This is a genomic window from Caldicellulosiruptor morganii, from assembly GCF_026810225.1.
Taxonomy (GTDB): Bacteria; Bacillota; Thermoanaerobacteria; order Caldicellulosiruptorales; family Caldicellulosiruptoraceae; genus Caldicellulosiruptor; species Caldicellulosiruptor morganii.
The window spans coordinates 591,249-613,476 of the sequence record NZ_CP113865.1; the positions used below are offsets into that span (position 1 = coordinate 591,249).

Here is a 22,228-nt window from a genome sequence, read left to right on the forward strand (position 1 = left end):
TTGAGATGACAAATTGTCCATATTGTGGCAAAGAGCTTCAGGAAGGTGAGATTTGCACATGCAGAGAAACACAAACAACGGTAAGTCAAACTGGCAATCAAGCTTCAGACGGCGAAGTGATAAATGATAAACAAAATGTGGAGAATGTTAATGAAGATATCAAAAAACAGAATGGTGAACAAACTGAAAATGCTTCAGAAAAAAAGGAAAGAAATTTAGAAATTACTTTGAAAATAAACCAGGGTATTAATATAGCATTTCGATATTGTTATATTACAGTAAAATTTGCATGGGCATTTTTGAAAAGTCCATTTGATTTTATTTCAAAGATTATACAGAATAATGACTACAAAGCGGGTATTTTGTTTGCTATTCTTGCATCTTTATTTGTTTCTCTTCAAAATATTGTTTTGGCAGGAAAAGGTATAAAATTGGTTGAAGATTTTATAGGTGCATCAGGTCTTCTGTCTTCAACTTTTGAAGAATTTTCTTTTAGAGCATTTTTATATAACTTCATAGTCTTATTTCTCCTGTATCTCCTGTATTGTGGCATTATTAAGGTGGCATTTACAATATTAAAAGAAAAAATAGATTTTAAAGCTATATTAGGGGCAATAGGGGTAAGCCTTATTCCAATTGTTTTGGTAGGAGTGATAAATCTTTTATTACAATTTATATCTATATGGCTTGTACTTTTATTAAGTTTTTTTGGTATTTTCGTAAATACAATTTTGAACTTTTGGGCCATTAGAAATTTACTAAAAGACAAAGACAGATACAAAGATAAAGATACAAATGCGCTTTATTTGACTGCAATCACATATATTGTAGGTATTATTGTTGTGGCGATAATTATATTTGCTTTAGCTGGTGGAGTGGCAAACTCAGGTGGGACTGGTACAGCAAGTTTTAATACAAATAGCATTGTTGGTACCTGGTCAGATGATCATGATACTATTACATTCAAGCCAGATGGCACATTTAAGGCAAATTATTATTGGGCGGGTGGCAATTGGGAGATAGATGGAGATAAGTTATATATAACAGGATTTTTAACCGGCAAAGAGGGGTATTATTACAAAATTAAAGGCAATAAATTGATATTGGAGCCTATTCCTGGTTCAGGTAGAGGTAATTATGAGTTTTATAGGGTTAGGTAAAGATAGAATAGTTTGGTTTAGAATATGGGAGGTATAGACATAATGTTTAAAAGGATATTAGCAATATTTAGTATGCTTGTTCTTATATTATCATCATTTTATGGGTGTACGAGTATAAGAACAAAAAGAGATGAGATAGGAAAAACAAAAACAACAATTTCACAAAAGACTGAGCAGATTTCTAAACATTCGAATAAGAATAAAGGAAGTAATAAACCTGCATTGGATGTTGTCTTTGAGAGAATATATCAAGCAACGGACAAATATGAGATTGATGTTTTGCTACCAAAAGTAACAGGAAGCGAAGTTAAAAAGGAAGTGTGTGAAAAAATAAATTTTATCCTGAAGAGGTATGTAGAACAAGAAATAGAAGGTATAAAAGCAATAGCGAATGAACAAAAGAATGAACTAGACTTTTATCCCTATACGCTTCATTTAAAATGCGAATGGGATAAAAGTGTATCACCATATATTTCTTTTTTATTTGAAGAAGATTCATATACAGGTGGAGCTCATGACTTGATAAGAGTCAAGACTTTCAACTTTGATTTGGAAACAGGAAGAGAGGTTAAACTTAATGATGTTTTAAGCACTGAACAACTAAATTGGATAGGTAATTATATATTATTTGCAAGGGCATTATGTAAAGACTTAGATGACCCTCCATATGAAGTTTTTTGGGGGCAAGAAAAGCAAGTCACATATGATGAATATATTCTTAACAGTTCAATTTTCAAGAATGGAGGAATTTTAGTTTGTTATGAACCATATGTAATAGGATCATTTGCAAGAGGTATTGTGAGATTTTGGTTTAGTTTTGATGAACTTAATAGAAAAGAAATTGAAAAAAGTGTAGACTTAAAGGATTTGGATACAATCGAGGAATGGTTAGATGCAAATTTAAATAAAGTAAGGAAGGAGTATGGGTTGCCTGTTAAAGTATATTCTTATGAAGGAGGATTATTATATTATACTAAAAGTGGTCTTATATTTAGTTTTAGTTTTAATTCTATAGATTCTCTTGAAAGTATAAATAATGCACAGGTTTTTAGTATTATGGGTAGTGATACAGTAAAATTTTTCGGCATACCGTTGGAGATTTCGGTTTCAGAATTAGTTAGAAAATTAAAAAGTATAAGTGAAATCAAGAAAATTGACGAGGGAATTAGTGAGGAAAGTGGATGTTATACTGTAACATGTGAGCTTGATGGGAATATAAAAGCATATATTGAATCAAAAGGTGCAGATAAATCTTCAAATGTGGGCTATATCCTAATTAAAAGAGAACCATATGGTTATGGACAAACTAATTAAAGTAATTTAAGACTAAGGAATTATTTTAATATAAAATTAGTGATTTTTACAAATGCAAATCAAGATGTCTTGATAAAGTAAATATTTGCTTACTAAAATAATGAAATATCTCAAAATTTTAAAAGCTGGATTAATAAAAATAGTAGTAATGAAATTAATAAGGTTTTACACTATAGTTAGTTATTTTGGCTTTAATAGAAACTATCAGTAAATTATGTTATTAAGACACAAATGTAAAAATTTAAATAATAACATTGGTGTAATTTTATGCATTCAACTCTCAGTATCCCAATAAATGTTTATAAAAATTAAAAAATGTTATAAAGGATGGATATTCTGCAATAAGGGAATATCCATCCTTGTGTTTTTAATTTACCCAAACCACACTTCCAACTGGTATATGATCATAAATATATTTAGCGTCGCTCATAGAGAGTCTGATACAGCCATGGCTGATTCTTTTTAATATAGAATTGTCAGCAATTTTACCTTCACGGTCTGTTGTAACAGAATGTATCATGTAATCACCGTAATATACTAATCCATACATTAATCCTGCTTCATATTTTGGGACATAGAGCTTATAAATTTTAGCTTTACTTTTGAAATAACCTCTCAGCGTAGGAGTATGTTCAGCTCCTGCAGTACAATCCATTGTCCTTATAAGAACGTATCTATTATTTTCTTTTTTCATCAAATACACAGACAGTCTTAACAGGTCAACCCATATAAAATAATTTGATTTTTTATTTTTTATTTGTAAATTGACAAATTTTTCAACTTCATCTTTTGTTAGTGTACTGAGAAAAACTTTTTTCTTTGGTAAGATGAAAAGATATTTTGATGGCACATACAATTGCAGATTTTTATATTTCACAAGATATCTACCATTATTGTAACTCCATACTTCAACTATTTGATTTTCGGGTATGAGGTTTTTATATTGTTGCTTTGTTTTTGCTAAGACAATATAGGGTTTTACATAATAAAATAAGTTTCCGTTTTGCTCAAATGTTTCAGCAATATAATATTTTGTATCATCGACAATTATGTAGATACCTGATTGATCAATACCAAATTGTGATAATGTAAAATTCAGTTTTCTTTGATTTTTCAGTGGAAGACTTTTTAACATTTTTAAAAATCTCATGTTGTCAATTCTAAAGAATTGATTATCCACCTTAAATTCATCAAAGGCTAAATTATTGTTTGTTGAAATCCTATTAAAAATTTCGTAAGCTTCTGTTTTTGAAAACTTTTTATCTGGAAAGATATAAAAATGATGGTCATATTGATTGAATTCAGGTATTAGTATTCCTAAATCCATCAGATAAAGAATTGGTTTTTGAAAAATTTCAGTGGTAGAGAATATGTCTGAAATCATATATTTAAATCTTTCATGATTAATAGGATAGTCTCTTTTTGATGACATAATATAATCTTCGATATATCTATTCCATCGGGGATCTATTTTGACATCTACACTATACTTTTTATTTAAGAATAAAGTTTCGAAATTTTGAACTTTGGCAACTTTCAAAGAGTTGTTTTCCATAAAATAACAATAAGCTTGTTCGGCAACGGTATAAATTTTGTTAAATTCAATATCGTTAGTGGTTTTATATATATTTTCGTATACACTTTGATATACATTTTCAAAAACTGTGGAAAAATGTTCTTTAGAATCCCCTATAAATGGAAATACCCTTTTAATATAGTTAATTGTAAGTTTTTCAGAGGTTTCTCTGAGAGCAATCCTGCGCTTTTGCGGGTTTTTGCTTATAAAATTGGCTACTAATTCTGTATATTCACTTTGTGAATGTGCTTTTACATATGGATTCCACACAACAATATATTTCTTTTCGCCATTATTATAAATTTTCTCTATTACAACAAAATTGTAATACATAAGTACTATTTCAGTGGGCATGTTTTTGTTTAAAAAACCATTCCCTGTTTGCTTATAATAATCCCAATAAGATATTATATTAGTTTGAATTGGAATAAATTTTTGTTTTAAAAAGTCTATATTTTGTATTGTATACCAAATAATATATGATGCTTGAGCTTTTGTGATAATAGACTTTTTATTCAAACCTGCAGGAAGCACTTTTAACAATTTTGCTTTACTCCAAGAATCCTGTGAATGGTCAACTATTTTCAGATTTACAAAAAGTTTATTTACAAAATCTTCTGCAGTTATATAATTATAGTTTGGCAAAGCGTAAGCAAAAATGGTCAAATTAGATGTTGCTAATAAGAAAGACAAAAACATAATAAGTAACTTTGAATAAAAGATTTTTTTAAAGTTTGAAAAACTTTTTCCCATTTCTTATTTACACCCCTTCCCTGAAAGTAAAGTTCAAGCACTTCTTTTGGATTAGTTACAGCTTTCTCAATGGTTTTTCCATATTAGGCGACGCTGTTTTTCCACATTTTGCTATATCCCAGTTGTCTTCTTTGTTTACTACCGGTATAAACGCCACAACAAGACTACATTTTGAAGGTTTTTGTTTACATCTCCTATTTTACCACACAAAAAAACAAAAACCACAGCCAAAAGCATAGATGAAATTTTAAAACTATTTGAAATATATATATTTTAATTTCTTGACTCAAAAATATCAATTGTTTTAAAATCAAAAAGCTGCCTGATAAATTTTCAAAAGAGGTGGTTACACCAAAAAGTTTAAGACTCAGAAAAAAGATATTGAACCATGAAATGAGAAAGAAAATGGAAGCAAGGGCTAAAAAAGAAGAAAAGGAGCCTGTTTATTAGGCTCTTTTTTTTCTTGCTTTTTGTTGTGATATAATTATAAACATAAAATGATAAACAAAGCTTATGCAAGCATTAGAAAAATGAGGTATTGGAAATGAAATGGTATAAAATAAAGAGTAAATGGTTGCTGATATTGATTTTATTTCTCGTCATCTTACTAATATCAGTTGTTTACAAAATGCAAAATGCAAAGGTAATAGAAGCATATGTCGAAATACCTCAAAACAGTTCGGTTAAGAGTGTGGCGAAGATTTTGAAAGAAAAAGGAATAATAAAAAATCCTTATCTTTTCATGCTGTATGTCAAAGCCAAAAAATGCAGGTTGGCAGCGGGAAATTACAGGCTTTCTTCATCGATGAGCTATAAGGAGCTCTGTGAAGCTTTGCAAAAAGGTGTTGTGTTTAAAAAGACAGTAAGGTTTACTATTCCGGAAGGGTTTACCTGTGTTCAGATAGCCGAAAAGCTGAGCAGTTTAGGAATTGTTGACAGGGAAAGATTTTTAAATGAAATTAATAACTGCAATTTTGATTTTCAGTTTAAGTATCCTTCAAAGAATGTAAAGTACAAGCTCGAAGGCTTTTTGTATCCTGACACATATGAAGTGTTTGAAGGTGAATCAGAAAAGGACATAATCAAAAGGATGTTGAATAGATTTGTTGATGTTTACAATAGTATAAAAAACAGCAAGACTACTCAGCTAAGTGATATTCAAACCATAATTCTTGCATCAATTGTTGAGAAGGAAGCCAAAAAAGATTTTGAACGACCCCTGATTGCAGGTGTGTTTATAAACAGATTGAATCAGGGGATGAGGCTGGAAAGCTGTGCAACAGTTGAATATATTTTACCCGTGCACAAAGAGGTTTTATCACTGAGTGATGTTAGGATAAAATCACCCTATAATACATACCTTTACAATGGGCTTCCACCTTCTGCAATATGCAACCCGGGCAGGAAAAGCCTGCTTGCTGCTTTGAATCCTCAAAAGACTGACTATTTATTTTTTGTTGCCAGAAAAGATGGCACTCATGTATTCTCAAAGACATTTGAAGAGCACATAAATGCTCAAAAAGAAATAGAAGAAGGGGAAAAATAGAATTATGGATATTTCATGTGAGATTTTGAACCAGTTTATAAGGTCCAAGCTTACAAACGTTGATGAGAGGTTTTTAAAGATTGAAGAGTATGCAAAGAAAAATAATATTCCAGTTGTGTCAAGAGAAGTATCAAGGCTTCTTACAATTCTGACAATGATCAAAAAGCCAAAAAGGATACTTGAGCTTGGCACAGCCATTGGATACTCAACTCTCTCTATGCATATAGGGTTTCCTGAGGCAAAGATAATTTCAGTAGAAATGGACTTTGACATGGTTATGCAGGCAAAAAAGAATATAAAAGAGTTCAATGCAGAGGACAAAATAACCATTGTTGGTGGGGATGCCAAAGAGGTTTTGCAGGCTATTGAAGGTCAGTTTGACATGGTGTTTTTCGATGCTGCAAAGGCTCAGTATATTGACTATTTTAATCTTACAAAAGATAAAATGTCAGAAGAGTGTCTGTTTGTCTGTGACAATGTGCTTTACAAAGGCATGGTGGTTGCCAGAAGATATCTTGTAAGGAGAATGATTACGATTGCAAAGAGGATGAACAGGTTTATAAAGATGATTGAGGATGACCCCAATTTTGTAATGACTCTTTTACCAGTTTCTGATGGTGTTTTAATTGCTATCAAGAAATAATGGAGGTTTTTGATATGACTGTAAAAAGACCAGAGCTTGTTGCGCCGGCTGGTGATCTTGAAAAACTTAAAGTTGCAATAGTGTATGGTGCGGACAGTGTTTATATAGGTGGCAGGGAGTTTGGGCTAAGAAAATATGCCGGCAATTTTGACTTAGAGGAGATGAAAGAAGGGATTGATTTTGCCCACAGACATGGCAAAAAAGTGTATTTGACTGCCAACATCTTCGCAAGGAATGAAGATATCAGAAAGATAGATGAATTTTTTGACAGTATAAAAGATCTGGGCTTTGACGGGATAATTGTGTCAGACCCGGGCGTGTTCAAAAAGGCAATAAAGCTTGGGATTCCTGTGCACATAAGTACCCAGGCCAATACTACCAATTACGAAAGTGCACGATTCTGGTATGAACTTGGTGCAAAGAGGATAGTGCTGGCAAGAGAGCTATCTTTGGAAGAGATAAAAGAAATTCGAGAAAATACCCCGCAAAAGCTGGAGCTTGAGGCTTTTGTCCATGGCGCTGTGTGTATTTCATATTCAGGAAGGTGTTTTCTGAGTGCGTATATGACAGGAAGAGATGCAAACAGGGGTGAATGCGCTCATCCTTGCAGATACAAATACTATATCATGGAAGAAAAAAGACCCGGGCAGTACTTTGAAGTGTTTGAAGATGTTGATGGGACATATATTTTCAACTCAAAAGACCTTTGCATGGTTGAACATATTGACAGGCTGGTAGAGGCAGGAATTGACGCGTTCAAGATTGAAGGAAGGATGAAAAGTAGTTTTTATGTTGCAACAGTTGTAAGTGTGTACAGAAAAGCAATTGACAAATTTTTGAAGGACCCTGAAAACTTTGAACCCGAAAAAGTGTGGCTTGAGGAGATTGCAAAATGCTCGCACAGAAGCTACACCACCAATTTTTACTTCGGCAGGCCGGCACACAATGATTACAAGTTTGAATCAAGCAAATACATTCGCGAATATGACTTTGTTGGCATTGTAAAAGAGGTTTTGGAAGATGGCTTTGCGGTGGTTGAGCAGAGAAATAGGTTTTTCAGAGGCGATGTTGTGGAGGTTATGCTTCCGGATGGCACATATTTTGTGCAGAAACTTGATAGTATTTTTGATCTGGAAGGCAATCCTCTGGAGGTTGTTCCACATGCACAGCAGCTTACAAGAATAAAATTTGACAGACCTGTTACCGAGTTTGCCATACTGAGGAGAAAAGCGAAAGAATAAAAACTGCAAAAAATGGTATTAAAAATGGTCGGGATGACAGGACTTGAACCTGCGACCTCCTGGTCCCGAACCAGGCGCTCTACCAAACTGAGCCACATCCCGACCTTTTGCTTATTTGCCTTTTCAATTCTGTTTGCAAATCTCTACTTTACATTATATAATATTTTTCAAAAAAATCAATTGTAAAAGGAGAAATTGATTTTGAAACTGGTTCGAAAAAGATTTTATCCTCAGGAAGAGATAGATATTTCATCTGATGAGATAATCTATATGGACGATGATGTTCTTATAACCAAATGGCTTCCGATTAAAAAAAGAGAAGATATCAAATGGGGCGCTTCCTGTGTGTACCTGAAAAAAGGAATTAAAATTAGCAAGGTTTACGGTCATGATGATGGACTGCTATATACCTATTGTGATATTATTGATACACATATAGATACTGATAAAATTGTGACAGAAGATTTGCTTGTTGATGTAATAGTTTTCCCGGATGGAAGGTATAGGATTGCTGATATTGATGAGCTTGTCTGGCTAAGAAGAGAGAATAAAATTTCGGAAGAGATTGTACTTATGGCTCTTGAAAGGCTGAATTTTTTGCTTACTGACATTTACAATGGCTTTGAGCTGGACAGGGTTGAAGAGTATCTTAAAAAAAGGAGTGAAATTAATCCACAATGATAATAATCGGTGAAAAGATTAATTCAACTGTCAGGAGTGTTGCTGATGCAATAAAAGAAGGCAATTTTCAGTATATTGTGGACCTTGCCAGAAAACAGTATTCCGCAGGTGCTCACTATATAGATGTAAATGCAGGAGTGTTTGTTGATGAGGAAGCAGAGATTCTAAAGAGGATGGTCGAGAGTATTCAAAGTGAAATTGATGCTCCACTTTCAATTGACAGTCCAAGACCAGAGGTCATAGGAGAGGTTATGAAAATTTACAGAGGGAAAAGAGCAATATTTAATTCTGTGATTTTTGAAGAGGGAATTTTGAAAAGAGCCCTGCCTGTTATCAAGGAATATAACATGAAAGTGGTAGCACTTTTGATGGATGATGTTGGTATACCTGAAGACCCGGAAAAAAGGCTTGAAATAGCCATAAGGCTTATGGATATGTTTGCTAAAAACGGCATAGCTGAAGAAGATATATTTTTGGACCCAATGGTTCAGCCTGTATCTGTTGATAGCAGATATGTTGGAGTTGCTCTTGAGACAATAAAACTGATAAGAAAAGAATTTAGCAAAGTTAACATTATTTGTGGACTTTCAAATATCTCATTTGGGCTGCCAAAAAGAAGATGGGTCAACAGGGCATTTTTGCCCATTGCCATTTATTTTGGATTAAACAGCTGCATTGCTGACCCGCTTGATGATGTTTTGATGAAATTGGTTTATGCCTCAGAAGTTCTTTCCGGGCAGGATGAGTTTTGTATGGAGTATATTACAAAGGCAAGAGAAGGACTTCTGGATTAGAAAATTTTCATGATTGAAAAGGTGAAAAGATGCTAAAAATTTCTAATATACATCACAGCAGCCTGGCACAGAAGTGTGGTTTGAAAGCAGGGGATATAGTTTTAAAAATAAATGACTGGGAGATAAATGATATAATTGACTATTTATACTATTCCAGGGAAGAAAAACTTGTAATTGAGTATTTGAGAGATAATAAGCTTTATAGAGTTGGACTTATAAACAGAAAATTAAAGCCGCTTGGAATAGAGTTTGAATATGAAATGGTAAGAAGATGTGCAAACAGGTGTATATTCTGCTTTATTGACCAGCTTCCCAGAGGTATGAGAAAGACTCTTTATATAAAGGATGATGATACAGCACTTTCAATTTTGAGTGGCAATTACATTACGCTTACTAACCTGACTGAAAAGGATTTTGAAAGGATAGTTAAATTTCATTTAAGTCCTCTGAAAATATCTGTTCACACAACCAATCCGGGTTTGAGAGAGTTTATATTGAAAAATCCAAAGGCTTCATTGATTTTGGATCAGCTTGAGTATTTAGCAGAGCACCGAATTGAGTTTGATGCCCAGATTGTCCTTATGAAAGGGATAAATGATAAATTTGAACTTGACAGGACAATTTCTGATTTGTCACGATTTTATCCCTGCATTCGATCCATTGCGGTTGTACCGGTTGGGCTTACAAAGTACCGCGAGGGGTTGTTTGCTCTTGAGCCTTTTTCTAAGGATGATGCAAAGGAGGTTTTAAATCAGATAGCAAAATGGCAGCAGAAGTTCAAACAGGAGTTTGGCACAAAGCTTGTATTTGCCTCCGATGAGTTTTATATAAAAGCTCAAAAAAAGATTCCAAATTATGAGTTTTACGAAGATTTCAGACAGATAGAAAATGGAGTGGGTTTGCTTGCTCTATTTAAAAGACAATTTTTGGCAGCTTTGAACAAATTAAAGCCAGATTACAATGTTAAAAAACATATAACACTTGTGACGGGTGTTTCGGCGTATGACTTTTTGAAAAAGCTGATGAAAGTGTTTAACAGAAAATTTCCAAACATCAGAGTTGATATTGTAAAAATTGTAAATAATTTTTTTGGACATACCATTACAGTTGCAGGGCTTCTTACAGGGAAGGACATAATTGAACAGCTGCAAAATGTTGATATAGGTGATTATATTTTGATTCCCTCGTGTGCACTCAATCATGAAAACAGATTCCTGGATGATATTCATATAGACCAGATAAGAGATAGATTTGGCAGAGCAGTTTTTCCTGTTGAGAATCACGGCAGAAAATTGCTTTACTATCTTCTGAAGGGTGGTGAAGAGGATTGAAACCGACCGTGGCAATAGTAGGAAGACCAAATGTAGGAAAGTCCACACTTTTCAATAGATTGATTGGAGAAAGGCGTGCTATTGTGGATGACACCCCGGGTATTACGCGCGACAGAATTGTAGGCGAGACAGAATGGCGCGGGATTTCTTTTAATGTGATAGACACCGGTGGTATTGAACCCTATTCGGAGGACATAATCTTAAAACAGATGAGGCGTCAGGCACAGTTTGCCATTGATATGTCTGATGTGATAATCTTCATGGTGGATGGCAAGACCGGTCTTACTGATGCGGACAGAGAGGTTGCAAACATGCTGAGGGTTTCAAGAAAACCCATCGTACTTGCAGTGAACAAAATTGACAACATCTCGGAACAGCCAGTTATTTACGAATTTTACAGCTTAGGGCTTTCTGATCCGATTCCTATGTCAGCTGAGCATGGCACAGGAGTTGGGGATGTATTGGATGCGGTTGTTAATTACTTTGGTGAAATGGGAATAAATGAAATAGAGGAAGATTCAATAAAGGTTGCTATAATAGGAAAGCCAAATACAGGAAAGTCCTCTCTTGTAAACTATATTCTTGGCGAGGAGAGGGTGATTGTAAGCGATATTCCTGGCACAACCCGCGATGCTATAGACTCTCAGGTTGAATTTGAAGGCAGGCTTTTGACACTTATTGACACAGCAGGGCTCAGAAGAAAAAGCAAGATTTATGACAATATTGAACGATACAGTATGCTGAGGACTCTTTCGGCAATAGAAAGAAGTGACATTTGCATTATACTTATTGATGGCACAGAACCGGTTTCTGAGCAGGATGCGAAGATTGCCGGGTATGCATATGAGGCAGGTAAGGGGTGTATTATTGCGGTTAATAAATGGGATGCTGTTGAAAAGGATGAAAAAACAGCTGATGAGTACAGGATGCAGATTGAAGAGAAGCTGAGCTTTCTTAAGTTTGCACCCATTTTGTTCATCTCTGCAAAGACAGGTTTCAGGGTAAAAAAACTTCTTGAGACAGTTTTGTATGTATACGAAAATTACACAAGAAGAATCACAACAGGGCAGATAAACGACGTTCTGGCAGAGGCTACCACAATATACCAGCCACCAAGTGATAAGGGCAAGCAGCTCAAAATTTACTACATGACACAGGTTGGAGAAAAGCCACCCAAAATTGCTATATTCGTAAACGATAAAGACTTATTTCACTTTTCGTATCAAAGATATATTGAAAACTATCTTAGAAAAACTTTTGATTTTACAGGGGTACCAATAATATTTTTGATAAAAGAGAAAGGGGAAAAGGCTTGATGAAAGCACTTCAGATTTTGATTGTGCTTGCTGTAGGGTATTTGCTTGGGAGTGTACTGCCTGCTCTCATAATTGGTAAGATGTTAAATGGAGTTGATATCAGAAAATATGGCAGTGGTAATCCGGGCACTACAAATGTCCTTCGCACAATGGGGATAGGTCCTGCTATTCTGGTATTTGCCATTGACGTTCTAAAAGGGGTTGTTGCAGCTTTATTTGCTAAGATTGTCATGCCGGATGATGTTGTTCTGGGCGTCACACTTGCCGGATTTGCAGTTATCTGCGGTCATAACTGGCCTTTGTATTTTGGATTCAGAGGAGGAAAGGCAGTTGCAACATCCATTGGTGTTGCGCTTGTTGCAACGCCTGTTATTACTCTTGTTGTAATACCCCTTGCACTGGTTGTGCTTGTATTGACAAGATATATGTCTTTGACAGGTATAACAGGCAGTATCTTGTATTTCTTTGCTGTTTTAATATTTGCAAGAGAGTACTGGTTTTTAGCACTTGTCATAATGATTGTCGTTATATTCCGTCACAGAGAAAACATTAAGAGGCTTTTGAACGGGACCGAAAGAAGAGTTGGAGAGAGGGTAAAACTGCGCTGATGAAATCCTATGACAGTATTGCAGTCTATTACAGGAAGTTTTACAATGTGTTCTTTGACAGAGTGTCAATTATTCGATTTTTAAAAAAGATATTTTATAAGTTCAATATCTCAAAAAAGTCAAAAATACTGGACGTGGGATGCGGAACAGGTTCTCTTTTGCGTTTGCTTGCCAGAATGGGGTTTGGACATCTCTACGGTGTTGACAGGTCAAGCCGGATGATAAAAATAGCCGGATGTGTACTCTTATCTGACAATGTAAAGCTTTATAATGAAGATTTTTTGAAGTTTGACTCAAAGCACAGGTTTGATGTTATACTTTCTACAGTGGATGTCTTAAATCATATTGATAGAAAGCATTTGTTGAAATATTTGAAGAAGGTAAAAAAATTACTGTCCGGGGATGGCATATTTATATTTGATTTAAACACACAGGAATATTTAGAAAGATTAGCCAAAAGAAAAAAGGCAGTAAAGAGAATAAAAGATATGCTGCTTTACTGGAAGTTCAATAAAGCAGGGCAAAAGATCATCATCCACTTTTCTGTTATTGATAGGAACAGGACTGTATACGATAAAATCATTCAGTACATCTATCGTGAGGAAGAAGTAGAAAAGCTGCTTGAAAAAAGTGGCTTTTTGATAGTCGAAAAGGTCTATGATTATAAAAGTTCTGTTAAAACCTCTTTTTGTTCAAAGGTGTGTTACGTATGTAAAAAGATTTGAATAGCATAAAATTCTCAGTGATAGAACATAATATTAGCTTGTAGAGATGTATTTGTTCATTTTTCGGCCATCAACATGGAAGGATACAAGACTTTGGCAGAAGGGCAGATGGTGGAGTTTGATGTGGTAAAAACCGAAAGGGGCAACCAGGCAGTAAATGTGAGAAAGGTAAAATAAGCTTCTGGCAATTTTGCTGGAAGCTTTTTTGTTTTTGGTATAAAATAAAATCTATAAGAATTTTAATTTTTAACTCTGGGGGTATTAAAAGCTTATGGCAAGAATTCTAAGGGCACTGTCAAAGGATAAGAATGTGGCAATTTTTATCATGGATTCTACAGATATAGTCGAAGAAGCAAGAAGAATACATAATCTGCCTCCTATTCCAACAGCTGCTCTTGGCAGACTTCTGACGGCTGCATCAATGATGGGTGTGATGTTGAAAGGAGAAAAGCATACTCTTTCAATTCAGATCTCCTGCAGCGGTATTCTGAAAGGACTGGTTGCAGTTTCTGATTCAAAGGGAAATGTCAAAGGCTATGTGAAAAACAAAGAGGTTCTGACAGAGATAAACCAGGCCGGTAAGCTAAATGTCAGAGGAGCAATAGGAGATGGTACACTTACAGTGATAAAAGATTTAGGTTTGAAAGAACCCTACATTGGTCAGATAGAACTTGTATCGGGTGAGATTGCTGAAGATTTAACACACTATTTTGTATTGTCAGAACAGATTCCATCTGCTGTTGCACTTGGTGTTTTGATAGATACTGACGAAAGTGTGAAATCAGCAGGCGGTTTTATAATTCAACTTTTGCCTGAAACTCCGGAAGGCTTAATTGAAAAACTTGAAGAAAGGATTAAAAATTTTTCAAATATTTCATCTGTACTGGCAGAGAAAGATATTATGCAAATAACTGCACAGCTTTTTGGCGACATCGAATATGAGGTTTTGGATGAGTATTTTCCAGGCTACAAATGTGACTGTTCCAAAGAGAAAGTAGAGAGCATAATTCCTCTTCTCACTGATGAAGAAATTTCAGATGACAGAATAGAAGTTGTTTGCAGCTTTTGCGAGAAAAGATACTATTTCACTAAGGAAGAGGCTTTCAGAATTAAATATGGCGCAAAAGAATGAGAAAAATTAAGCTATCTTTAGTCCGAATAAGAAAAGTCCAAAAAAATGAAGAAAAATAATAAAATTTGGCTCATTTCTGCCCGAAAAATGCTATTGAAAAACCCCGAGATGTCAAGTATAATAAAACATGTCGCCGCTGATTAAAAGCAGCGGCGGGAGAAAAGGGCGGTTAGCTCAGCTGGGAGAGCACCTGCCTTACAAGCAGGGGGTCGCAGGTTCGAGCCCTGCACTGCCCACCATCTAAAATGGCCCAGTAGCTCAGTCGGTTAGAGCGCCAGCCTGTCACGCTGGAGGTCGAGGGTTCGAGTCCCTTCTGGGTCGCCAGTTTATATGTGAAAATATACGCCTCGGTAGCTCAGTTGGTAGAGCAGAGGACTGAAAATCCTCGTGTCGGTGGTTCGATTCCGCCCCGAGGCACCAATCAGAATACTTTTTACGAGCGGGAATAGCTCAGTTGGTAGAGCGCTACCTTGCCAAGGTAGATGTCGCGGGTTCGAGTCCCGTTTCCCGCTCCAAAATTTTATAAGCAAAAAATGGCGCCATAGCCAAGCGGTAAGGCAAGGGTCTGCAAAATCCTGATTCCCCGGTTCAAATCCGGGTGGCGCCTCCAAAGTTAGAAAATAGAGAGCCTGCTCAGCAAAGTGAGCAGGTTTTTTTGTTTTCCAAAGAAGGATTTTTGCAGCTTATGTCGAATAAATATATACTGTACGCTTTTTTGCTAAATGTCAAACTACCAACAAAATACTCTTTCAAGGAGGGATCTTCTTTGAGTGGCTATCTTGCTTTAATTTACGGTGTTGTTATATTTGCAATTCTTGTGATAATTGGTCTTATCAGGTTTATCTTTTCTCAGGAAAAAGGTAATGAAAAAATGCAGGAGATTGCAAACGCTATTAAAGAAGGTGCAATGGCTTTTCTGAACAGACAGTACAAGACCATTGGTATTTTGGCATTAATTGTAGCGGTTATAATCATAATTGCTAACTATTTTGGTAATCTTTCAAAAGGATCTTCACATGCCATTTCGGTTGCTCTTCATATTGGGTTTGCATTTATTACCGGTGCACTCTGCTCGGCAATATCCGGCTATCTTGGGATGTATATTGCGGTGAATTCAAATGTGAGGGCTGCAGCAGGTGCAAGAAAGGGCTTGAACAGAGCTCTTCAGATAGCTCTTCGCGGTGGTGCTGTGACAGGTTTGGCTGTGACTGCACTGTCACTTTTGGGAGTTGCAACGCTATTTTTGCTTTACGGTGGAGCTTCTGGCAATGAAAATCTTATAAAAGAGGCGCCTTCACTGATTGTAGGGTTTGGATTTGGTGCATCGTTTGTGGCGCTCTTTGCACAGCTTGGCGGTGGAATCTATACAAAAGCAGCTGACGTTGGTGCCGACCTTGTGGGTAAAGTTGAGGCTGGAATTCCCGAAGATGACCCGAGAAACCCGGCTGTTGTTGCCGACCTTGTCGGTGACAATGTAGGTGACTGTGCAGGCCGTGGTGCTGACCTGTTTGAATCAACAGCGGCTGAGAATATCGGTGCTATGATACTCGGTGTTGCATTATATCCTGTGTTTGGCTGGAAGGGGATACTGTTCCCGATTGTTGCGCGTGCTATTGGTATTGTATCATCTGTAATTGGACTTTTCTTTGTAAACACGAAAGACGAGAGCAAGGACCCAATGAAGGCTTTGAACAAGGGGTATTTTGTGACTACAATTTTGAACTTGATTGTTTTGATTTTTGTAGTAAAGGCAATGCTCTCTGGCAAGCTTCCAAATGGGCAGGAGGTTAACTGGTGGCTGCTATATGGCTGTGCTGTTGCCGGGATTGTGCTTAGCTATATCTTTGTTTGGCTTACAGATTTTTATACCTCCTACCATTACAGACCTGTACAGGAGATAGCAAAAGCATCTACAACTGGTCCTGCAACAAACATCATAACAGGTATGTCTGTTGGCATGGAATCAACAGCCCTGCCAGTTATATTTATCTCAATTGCAATTTATATTGCATACAAGCTTGGTGAACATGCACTTCCTGGCTTTGCGACAGGCGGTCTTTACGGTACAGCAATCGCTACAATGGGAATGCTTTCAACCTGTGCATATATTTTAGCAATGGACACATTTGGACCGATTACTGACAATGCAGGTGGTATCACTGAGATGTCAGGTGCACCTGAAGAGGTCAGGAATGTAACAGACAGGCTTGATGCCTGCGGTAATACAACAAAGGCTTTGACCAAAGGTTATGCAATAGGTTCTGCAGCTCTGGCTACATTCCTTCTTTTCTCAGCATACCTTGATGAGGTTAAAAAGATTTTGGGCAGGCCTCTTGAATCCTGGTTCTCTGTTGATATTGGCAAACCTGAAGTATTCATCGGCGCATTTATTGGAGCAATGGTTGTGTACCTGTTTAGCTCAACAGCAATAAGGGCTGTTGGAAGAGCTGCACAGTATGTAATCCTGGAAGTTAGACGTCAGTTCAAAGAAATCCCGGGTATTATGGAAGGAAGAGCAAAACCAGATTATGCAAAGTGTGTTGACATTGTCACAAAAGGTGCATTGAAAGAAATGGTGGTACCGGGTATGATTGTTGTAATTGCTCCAATTCTTGTGGGAATTTTGCTTGGCAAAGAAGCAGCAGCAGGGTTTTTGATGATAGGTACAATTGCGGGTGTCATTCTGGCACTGTTCCTGAACAACGGCGGTGGCGCCTGGGACAACGCTAAGAAATACATCGAACTTGGAAATTATGGCGGCAAAAGATCTGATGCACACAAGGCAGCAGTTGTTGGCGACACTGTTGGTGACCCATGCAAAGACACAGCAGGTCCATCCTTGCATGTTCTTGTAAAGCTCATTTCCACAATTACTCTTGTGTTTGTATCACTTTTTAGATAATGATGAGCAAAAAGATAAAAAAGGGGAAGAAGGGTTTTTAAAGACCTTTCTTCCCTTTTCTGTTTTAAGGGGATTTTTACTTTAAGAGCTATTTACTTTTTTAAGACAGAAAATAAAATAAAGTTGTTAAACAATTTTCAAAAATGGTATAATAAAATTAGGAGATAAATAGGGGGGATCACAGATGGGTTTATTTAGTTTGGGTGTTCCAAAGCAGATAAAAGAGTTGGGGCGCGACATCTGTGAGCCACTTGATGTTGAGTACATTGAAGGTCATCCGGACATAAAGTATCAGGGAAGAATGAAGCTGCATGTCTGTCAGAACGGTTTTTATCTGAAATATAGCAAGAAGACTCCATCTTCTTCAAGATGGAGATGAATTGCTAAAAATGTGATAAAATATTTCTGGGTGATGACAAGTGTACAAAACACAGAAAAATCATATAAGATGTAATAAGAAAACATACAAACTTTTGCGAAAGCTCTGTCACTTTTCAAAAAACCTGTACAACTTTGCTCTGTATCATATAAGACAGCACTATTTTCAAACTCATGAATATTTGCGATATGAAAGTGTATATCACATTGCAAAAGGCAACCAAAACTACATGCTCTTGCCATCACAGGTTGCACAGCAGACACTTATTTCGGTGGATGAATCTTTTAAATCTTTTTTGAACCTTTTGAAAGCCAAAAAAGAAGGAAAGGTAAAAGAGAAGGTTTCTATGCCCAGATACCTACCAAAGGAAGGGATGTACCAGATAGTTTTTCCAAAAGACCAGTTCAAGATAGAAGATAAGAAAGTGAGACTGAGCCTTGGCAGAAACTTTTCAAAGGAGTTTGGGGTAAGATACTTATATTTTGATTTGCCAAAAAACATTGCAGGCAAAAAGATTAAGGAAGTCAGGATAATTCCAAGATACCATGGGAAATGGTTTGAGATTGAGTATGTGTATGAGGAAAAAGAGCAGGATTATGAGCTTGACAAAAGCAGGATTTTGGCAATAGACTTGGGATTAAACAACTTTGCAGCGCTTACGGATACCATTGGGACTGCCTTTTTGATAGAGGGCAGGTTTTTAAAATCAGTCAACCGATGGTATAACAAAGAAAAAGCAAGACTGCAAAGTGTATACTCCAAACAGGGAATCAAATATGGTTCAAAACTTGCTCAAATTTCTCTAAAAAGACAGCATATAGTTGAGAACTTTTTAAATCAGGCTGTAAACGTTGTAGTTAAGCACTGTCTGGAAAATAAAATAGGAATAGTTGTTGTGGGTAGGATGAAAGAGATAAAGCAGGGTATAGAGCTGGGGAAGGTGAACAATCAGAACTTTGTGGGGATACCGTACAAGAAGTTTAAGAGAAAATTAGAAGCAAAGTGCAGGTTATATGGGATAGAGTATGTGGAGGTAGAAGAAAGCTACACCTCACAGAGGTGCAGCAGATGTGGGATAATTGACAAAAGTAACAGAAAGCACAGGGGCTTGTATGTATGCAAGGAATGTGGGAATGTATTGAATGCGGATATAAATGGGGCGATAAACATACTTTTGAAGGTAGCTGGTGAATCTGCAAAAGAGCAGATAACCAGTAGTGGGTGTGTGAACCACCCTGTGAGAATAAGGGTAGCATAAAATGCTGCCAAACTTCTCATGAAGCCTTAACCTCTTTAGGTTGATGGTAGTTCACCTGATTGACCCTTCAAAAAAGCACTTTGGAGTTGTTAAGTGGACAGATTTCAAAGATGCATACCCCAGCAAGACAGGTGACAGAAGAACAGTGATTGCAACAAATAATTTTAAGATCTACTTGCTTGGTATTGAAGAAAGAGTTTGCGAGGTTTTGACAAAGAGAATGGCAAGCTAAGGTGAGTTAAGTATATACATGAATAGGTGCTTTATAAATTGAAGGGCTGCGCTTTTGCAGTCCTTTATCTTTTTTGAACATATTGAAAAGTTTGCTCTTCAAGAAAAGTATATCAAATTTACATAGAACTTTTTAATTCCAAATTATGAAGAAAACTTAAGAAAAATTGAGTTAGCAAAAGAAGTAGAGAGCTGAGCTAAAGAATGAAATTTAGCAAAAGAACGGAATTCAGTGTAAAATATTTAAAGGACTTTAGATTAAAAGAGCATAATAAGTAACTTTTTTTGGAGGGTAATTTTATGTCTTTTCCAATTTATATTGCCAATGAATTAACAAAAAAGTTTGGGAACAAAGTGGTTATAGATAAACTGAGCTTTGAAATATATGAGAATGAATTTGTTTATTTAAAAGGAGCAAATGGCACAGGAAAGACTACGCTACTCAATATTATTGCAAAGTTAGATGATTTATGGAGTGGTGAATTAAAATTCAAAGGTATGAGCTTAAAAAAGATAAAGTTACATAATTATCCAATCAGTTATATACCAGATACACCTGTTTTTTATGAAGGTTTAACAGTAAAAGAGCATTTGAATTTTATATCTTCAATGTATGGCTTAAAAGATAAAGAAGCAAAAGAAATTGTGAATATATATGTAAGTGTATTTAATCTAAAAGAATATTTAAATTATTTACCTTCTCAGCTTTCGCGCGGTAATAAGCAAAAAGTAATGCTGTGCTGTTGCTTGCTAAAGGATTTTGAGGTGTTAATAGCTGACGAGCCTTTTAATTTTTTGGATTCTGCTTCTGTTAAGGCTTTATTTGAAGTGTTATCTATAATAAAAAGTAGCGGGAAGACTATAATATTAACATCGCACGAGGTTGAATATGTAAAAAATTTGATGGACAGAGAGATTGAACTTAAGAGGAGTGTAAAGTAAAAGTGTTAAAGTTGCTTTTAGTTGAATATAAAGATAAACTGCGAATGCAAATGTTGATATTTAAACGTTTTGGAATGATACTGATATTGGGATTGATACTATTATTTTGGGTAACCTCAAGTTTGACTGATACCCTTTCTTTGGATAAATTTAATTATTTAGCAAACAGATGGGTAATCCTTTTAACTATTGTATTATTCTTTGCATTGAAAATATATATATCCAGGAATACTAACATATATCTTTATTTTCCAACATTTACTCATTTTTATACACAAACTTCTTACAAACTCAGACTTATAATAATAATCAAACTTATTAGCTATTTATTTTCAAGAGTTTTCTTATTCTATCTATTATACGAAATGGCAATATATATATTTGGTGAAAGGTTATATTTATTCATAACAAACAAGATTCTATTTCTATTTATTATGACAGACATTTTTGCTGAGCTGATCAGGTTTATTTGTTCATTTACTATTTTTTCAAAATATTCTTTTATAACAAGGATGCTGTCATTGTTGACGTTTGTTTTATTAGTTTACGTTTTGAAGGAAAAGGTTTTTCTTATATTATTAGCAATTGAGATAGTGTTAATACCCATAATTTTGAAAAACATTGATATAAATAAATTGTTAAATTATAGCAAAATTATATATAAATCAAGCTGGGGATGTGCAAGAGGTGACTGGGAATTACTTGTAGAAGTAAGTGAAGAATACAAGAAGTTGATTGATTTTGATGAAAAGAAATCTTGCAATTTGGTGCTATCATTTCCATTTAATATCTTGTTACACCAATTTTTGATTTTTAAAAGAGTCTATTTGAGGCAATTAATATTGTTATTGTTGATAACTGTATTATCGATTATTATCATGCCAAAACTGCAATTAAGTGTACAGCCATATTGCTATTTTATCATTCATAGCTTTACGTTATTTTACCTCTTACTATTCTACTCGATGGATACAAAAGAACATATGTATTTCTATATGCATAGATTAAACAACTTAGAGTTAGCATTTTCTGCACTGTCTTTTGTGCTTTTTAATGTATTTTTGAACTTCCTGCTGCTTGTTTTTTTACAACCATTATGGTATTACAAAATAGTCTGGTATTTAATATTAGACTCACTCCTGCTTTTTGGGTTAAAAATTTTATGGCAAAATGAAAAAGTTAAGTTTTTAATGATATGCGGTATAATAATTCTGGAGGGTTTGCTGATCAGAGCTTAATACTCTTTAAATTTAACATCAGCTACTATTTTCATCAAGCTATGATTTCCAGTTTCATCAAAAAGGTATTTATTTAATATTACAATTTAGGACTAATTTTTTTTAACAAAAGCTTGCACATTTTAACTCAAAAGTGATATTATTAAACTAGGGGAGGGTGATGAAAATGAGCGATATAAAAACTATTCAAGAAGATATCAGACACGAAGTTGGCATTGACTTAATATGCGGCCTCTTGGGTAAACTTACAAATATACTTATTAACATTAAAAACTCAGACATCGAAGATAAAGAGCAGAAAATCGAAAAACTAAGAAAAATAAAGGCTGCCCTTGCAAAAGAAAGAGATGAAGCATACAGAGGAAATAAGGACACAATTGAAAGAGCTTACACCATATACGTCACACTTTTAGATTTAATTGCCGTAAACGAATCAAGTTTTATAGAGATCTTGTAAG

Annotated in this window: 20 protein-coding genes, 6 tRNA genes and 1 pseudogene; 25 read left to right on the forward strand and 2 right to left on the reverse strand. The window is 35.3% G+C overall.

Features of this window, described 5'->3' with window-relative positions; genetic code table 11:
• The first annotated feature begins 5 nt into the window (after positions 1-5).
• Positions 6-1,160 (forward strand): YIP1 family protein, encoded by a 1,155-nt coding sequence (locus OTK00_RS02775; RefSeq protein ID WP_045170520.1) that lies wholly within the window; start codon positions 6-8, stop codon positions 1,158-1,160.
• A 42-nt stretch (positions 1,161-1,202) separates the two neighbouring features.
• Positions 1,203-2,474, forward strand: a complete 1,272-nt coding sequence (locus tag OTK00_RS02780) for a PdaC/SigV domain-containing protein (RefSeq protein ID WP_045170323.1) — start codon at positions 1,203-1,205, stop codon at positions 2,472-2,474.
• Between the two features lie 367 nt (positions 2,475-2,841).
• Here OTK00_RS02780 and OTK00_RS02785 read toward each other — a convergent pair whose 3' ends face one another.
• The gene (locus OTK00_RS02785; protein ID WP_045170322.1) at positions 2,842-4,803 is read right to left on the reverse strand and encodes a L,D-transpeptidase; all 1,962 of its coding nucleotides are present in this window, start codon (positions 4,801-4,803) and stop codon (positions 2,842-2,844) included.
• Between the two features lie 544 nt (positions 4,804-5,347).
• Here OTK00_RS02785 and mltG point away from each other — a divergent pair.
• Genes mltG through OTK00_RS02800 form a run of 3 tightly spaced genes read left to right on the forward strand, consistent with a single transcriptional unit; the run spans position 5,348 to position 8,233 of the window.
• On the forward strand, positions 5,348-6,349 hold the full coding sequence (gene mltG / locus OTK00_RS02790; RefSeq protein WP_045170321.1) for an endolytic transglycosylase MltG: 1,002 nt from the start codon (positions 5,348-5,350) through the stop codon (positions 6,347-6,349).
• A gap of 4 nt (positions 6,350-6,353) precedes the next feature.
• A complete protein-coding gene (locus OTK00_RS02795) occupies positions 6,354-6,992 on the forward strand; it encodes an O-methyltransferase (RefSeq protein ID WP_045170320.1) in 639 nt (212 codons plus the stop codon).
• 14 nt (positions 6,993-7,006) lie between these two features.
• The gene (locus OTK00_RS02800; protein WP_045170319.1) at positions 7,007-8,233 is read left to right on the forward strand and encodes a peptidase U32 family protein; all 1,227 of its coding nucleotides are present in this window, start codon (positions 7,007-7,009) and stop codon (positions 8,231-8,233) included.
• Positions 8,234-8,258: 25 nt separating this feature from the next.
• Here the strand turns inward: OTK00_RS02800 and OTK00_RS02805 are convergent.
• Positions 8,259-8,335, reverse strand: a tRNA-Pro gene (locus OTK00_RS02805).
• A gap of 99 nt (positions 8,336-8,434) precedes the next feature.
• Here OTK00_RS02805 and OTK00_RS02810 point away from each other — a divergent pair.
• From OTK00_RS02810 to OTK00_RS02905, 20 genes and pseudogenes are all read left to right on the forward strand, one after another.
• On the forward strand, positions 8,435-8,914 hold the full coding sequence (locus tag OTK00_RS02810; protein ID WP_052670941.1) for a DUF402 domain-containing protein: 480 nt from the start codon (positions 8,435-8,437) through the stop codon (positions 8,912-8,914).
• A complete protein-coding gene (locus OTK00_RS02815; protein ID WP_045170318.1) occupies positions 8,911-9,708 on the forward strand; it encodes a dihydropteroate synthase in 798 nt (265 codons plus the stop codon). Before OTK00_RS02810 ends, OTK00_RS02815 begins: the two co-directional genes overlap by 4 nt.
• Positions 9,709-9,737: 29 nt before the next feature.
• On the forward strand, positions 9,738-11,039 hold the full coding sequence (locus tag OTK00_RS02820; RefSeq protein WP_045170317.1) for a DUF512 domain-containing protein: 1,302 nt from the start codon (positions 9,738-9,740) through the stop codon (positions 11,037-11,039).
• Positions 11,036-12,355, forward strand: a complete 1,320-nt coding sequence (gene der / locus OTK00_RS02825; protein WP_045170316.1) for a ribosome biogenesis GTPase Der — start codon at positions 11,036-11,038, stop codon at positions 12,353-12,355. Before OTK00_RS02820 ends, der begins: the two co-directional genes overlap by 4 nt.
• On the forward strand, positions 12,355-12,963 hold the full coding sequence (gene plsY, locus OTK00_RS02830; RefSeq protein ID WP_045170315.1) for a glycerol-3-phosphate 1-O-acyltransferase PlsY: 609 nt from the start codon (positions 12,355-12,357) through the stop codon (positions 12,961-12,963). The genes der and plsY overlap by 1 nt, the downstream gene beginning before the upstream one ends.
• Positions 12,963-13,688: a class I SAM-dependent methyltransferase gene (locus OTK00_RS02835; RefSeq protein WP_045170313.1), complete on the forward strand. Its 726-nt coding sequence runs from the start codon at positions 12,963-12,965 to the stop codon at positions 13,686-13,688. The genes plsY and OTK00_RS02835 overlap by 1 nt, the downstream gene beginning before the upstream one ends.
• Positions 13,689-13,733: 45 nt before the next feature.
• Positions 13,734-13,865, forward strand: a pseudogene (locus OTK00_RS02840) (cold shock domain-containing protein); the annotation flags it as partial.
• A gap of 94 nt (positions 13,866-13,959) precedes the next feature.
• Entirely contained in the window at positions 13,960-14,820 is an 861-nt protein-coding gene (gene hslO / locus OTK00_RS02845; RefSeq protein ID WP_045170312.1) for an Hsp33 family molecular chaperone HslO, read from the forward strand.
• A 163-nt stretch (positions 14,821-14,983) separates the two neighbouring features.
• A tRNA-Val gene (locus OTK00_RS02850) sits at positions 14,984-15,059 on the forward strand.
• 8 nt (positions 15,060-15,067) lie between these two features.
• Positions 15,068-15,144 (forward strand) — tRNA-Asp (locus OTK00_RS02855).
• A 20-nt stretch (positions 15,145-15,164) separates the two neighbouring features.
• Positions 15,165-15,240 (forward strand) — tRNA-Phe (locus tag OTK00_RS02860).
• A 19-nt stretch (positions 15,241-15,259) separates the two neighbouring features.
• A tRNA-Gly gene (locus OTK00_RS02865) sits at positions 15,260-15,335 on the forward strand.
• A 20-nt stretch (positions 15,336-15,355) separates the two neighbouring features.
• Positions 15,356-15,430: transfer RNA gene (locus OTK00_RS02870), tRNA-Cys, on the forward strand.
• 156 nt (positions 15,431-15,586) lie between these two features.
• Positions 15,587-17,722 carry a sodium-translocating pyrophosphatase gene (locus OTK00_RS02875; RefSeq protein ID WP_045170518.1) on the forward strand — a complete coding sequence of 712 codons (2,136 nt, stop codon included), beginning with the start codon at positions 15,587-15,589 and terminating at the stop codon, positions 17,720-17,722.
• A 184-nt stretch (positions 17,723-17,906) separates the two neighbouring features.
• Positions 17,907-18,101, forward strand: coding sequence for a hypothetical protein (locus OTK00_RS02880; protein ID WP_045170311.1), 195 nt, complete (start codon positions 17,907-17,909; stop codon positions 18,099-18,101).
• A 40-nt stretch (positions 18,102-18,141) separates the two neighbouring features.
• The gene (locus OTK00_RS02885) at positions 18,142-19,359 is read left to right on the forward strand and encodes an RNA-guided endonuclease InsQ/TnpB family protein (protein ID WP_045170310.1); all 1,218 of its coding nucleotides are present in this window, start codon (positions 18,142-18,144) and stop codon (positions 19,357-19,359) included.
• Between the two features lie 43 nt (positions 19,360-19,402).
• Positions 19,403-19,591, forward strand: a complete 189-nt coding sequence (locus tag OTK00_RS02890) for a hypothetical protein (protein ID WP_241765546.1) — start codon at positions 19,403-19,405, stop codon at positions 19,589-19,591.
• A gap of 299 nt (positions 19,592-19,890) precedes the next feature.
• Positions 19,891-20,532, forward strand: coding sequence for an ATP-binding cassette domain-containing protein (locus tag OTK00_RS02895; protein ID WP_045170309.1), 642 nt, complete (start codon positions 19,891-19,893; stop codon positions 20,530-20,532).
• Positions 20,533-21,083: 551 nt separating this feature from the next.
• Positions 21,084-21,770, forward strand: coding sequence for a hypothetical protein (locus OTK00_RS02900; protein ID WP_268760825.1), 687 nt, complete (start codon positions 21,084-21,086; stop codon positions 21,768-21,770).
• Positions 21,771-21,936: 166 nt separating this feature from the next.
• Positions 21,937-22,227, forward strand: a complete 291-nt coding sequence (locus OTK00_RS02905; protein ID WP_045170307.1) for a hypothetical protein — start codon at positions 21,937-21,939, stop codon at positions 22,225-22,227.
• The last annotated feature ends 1 nt before the right edge of the window (position 22,228 follow it).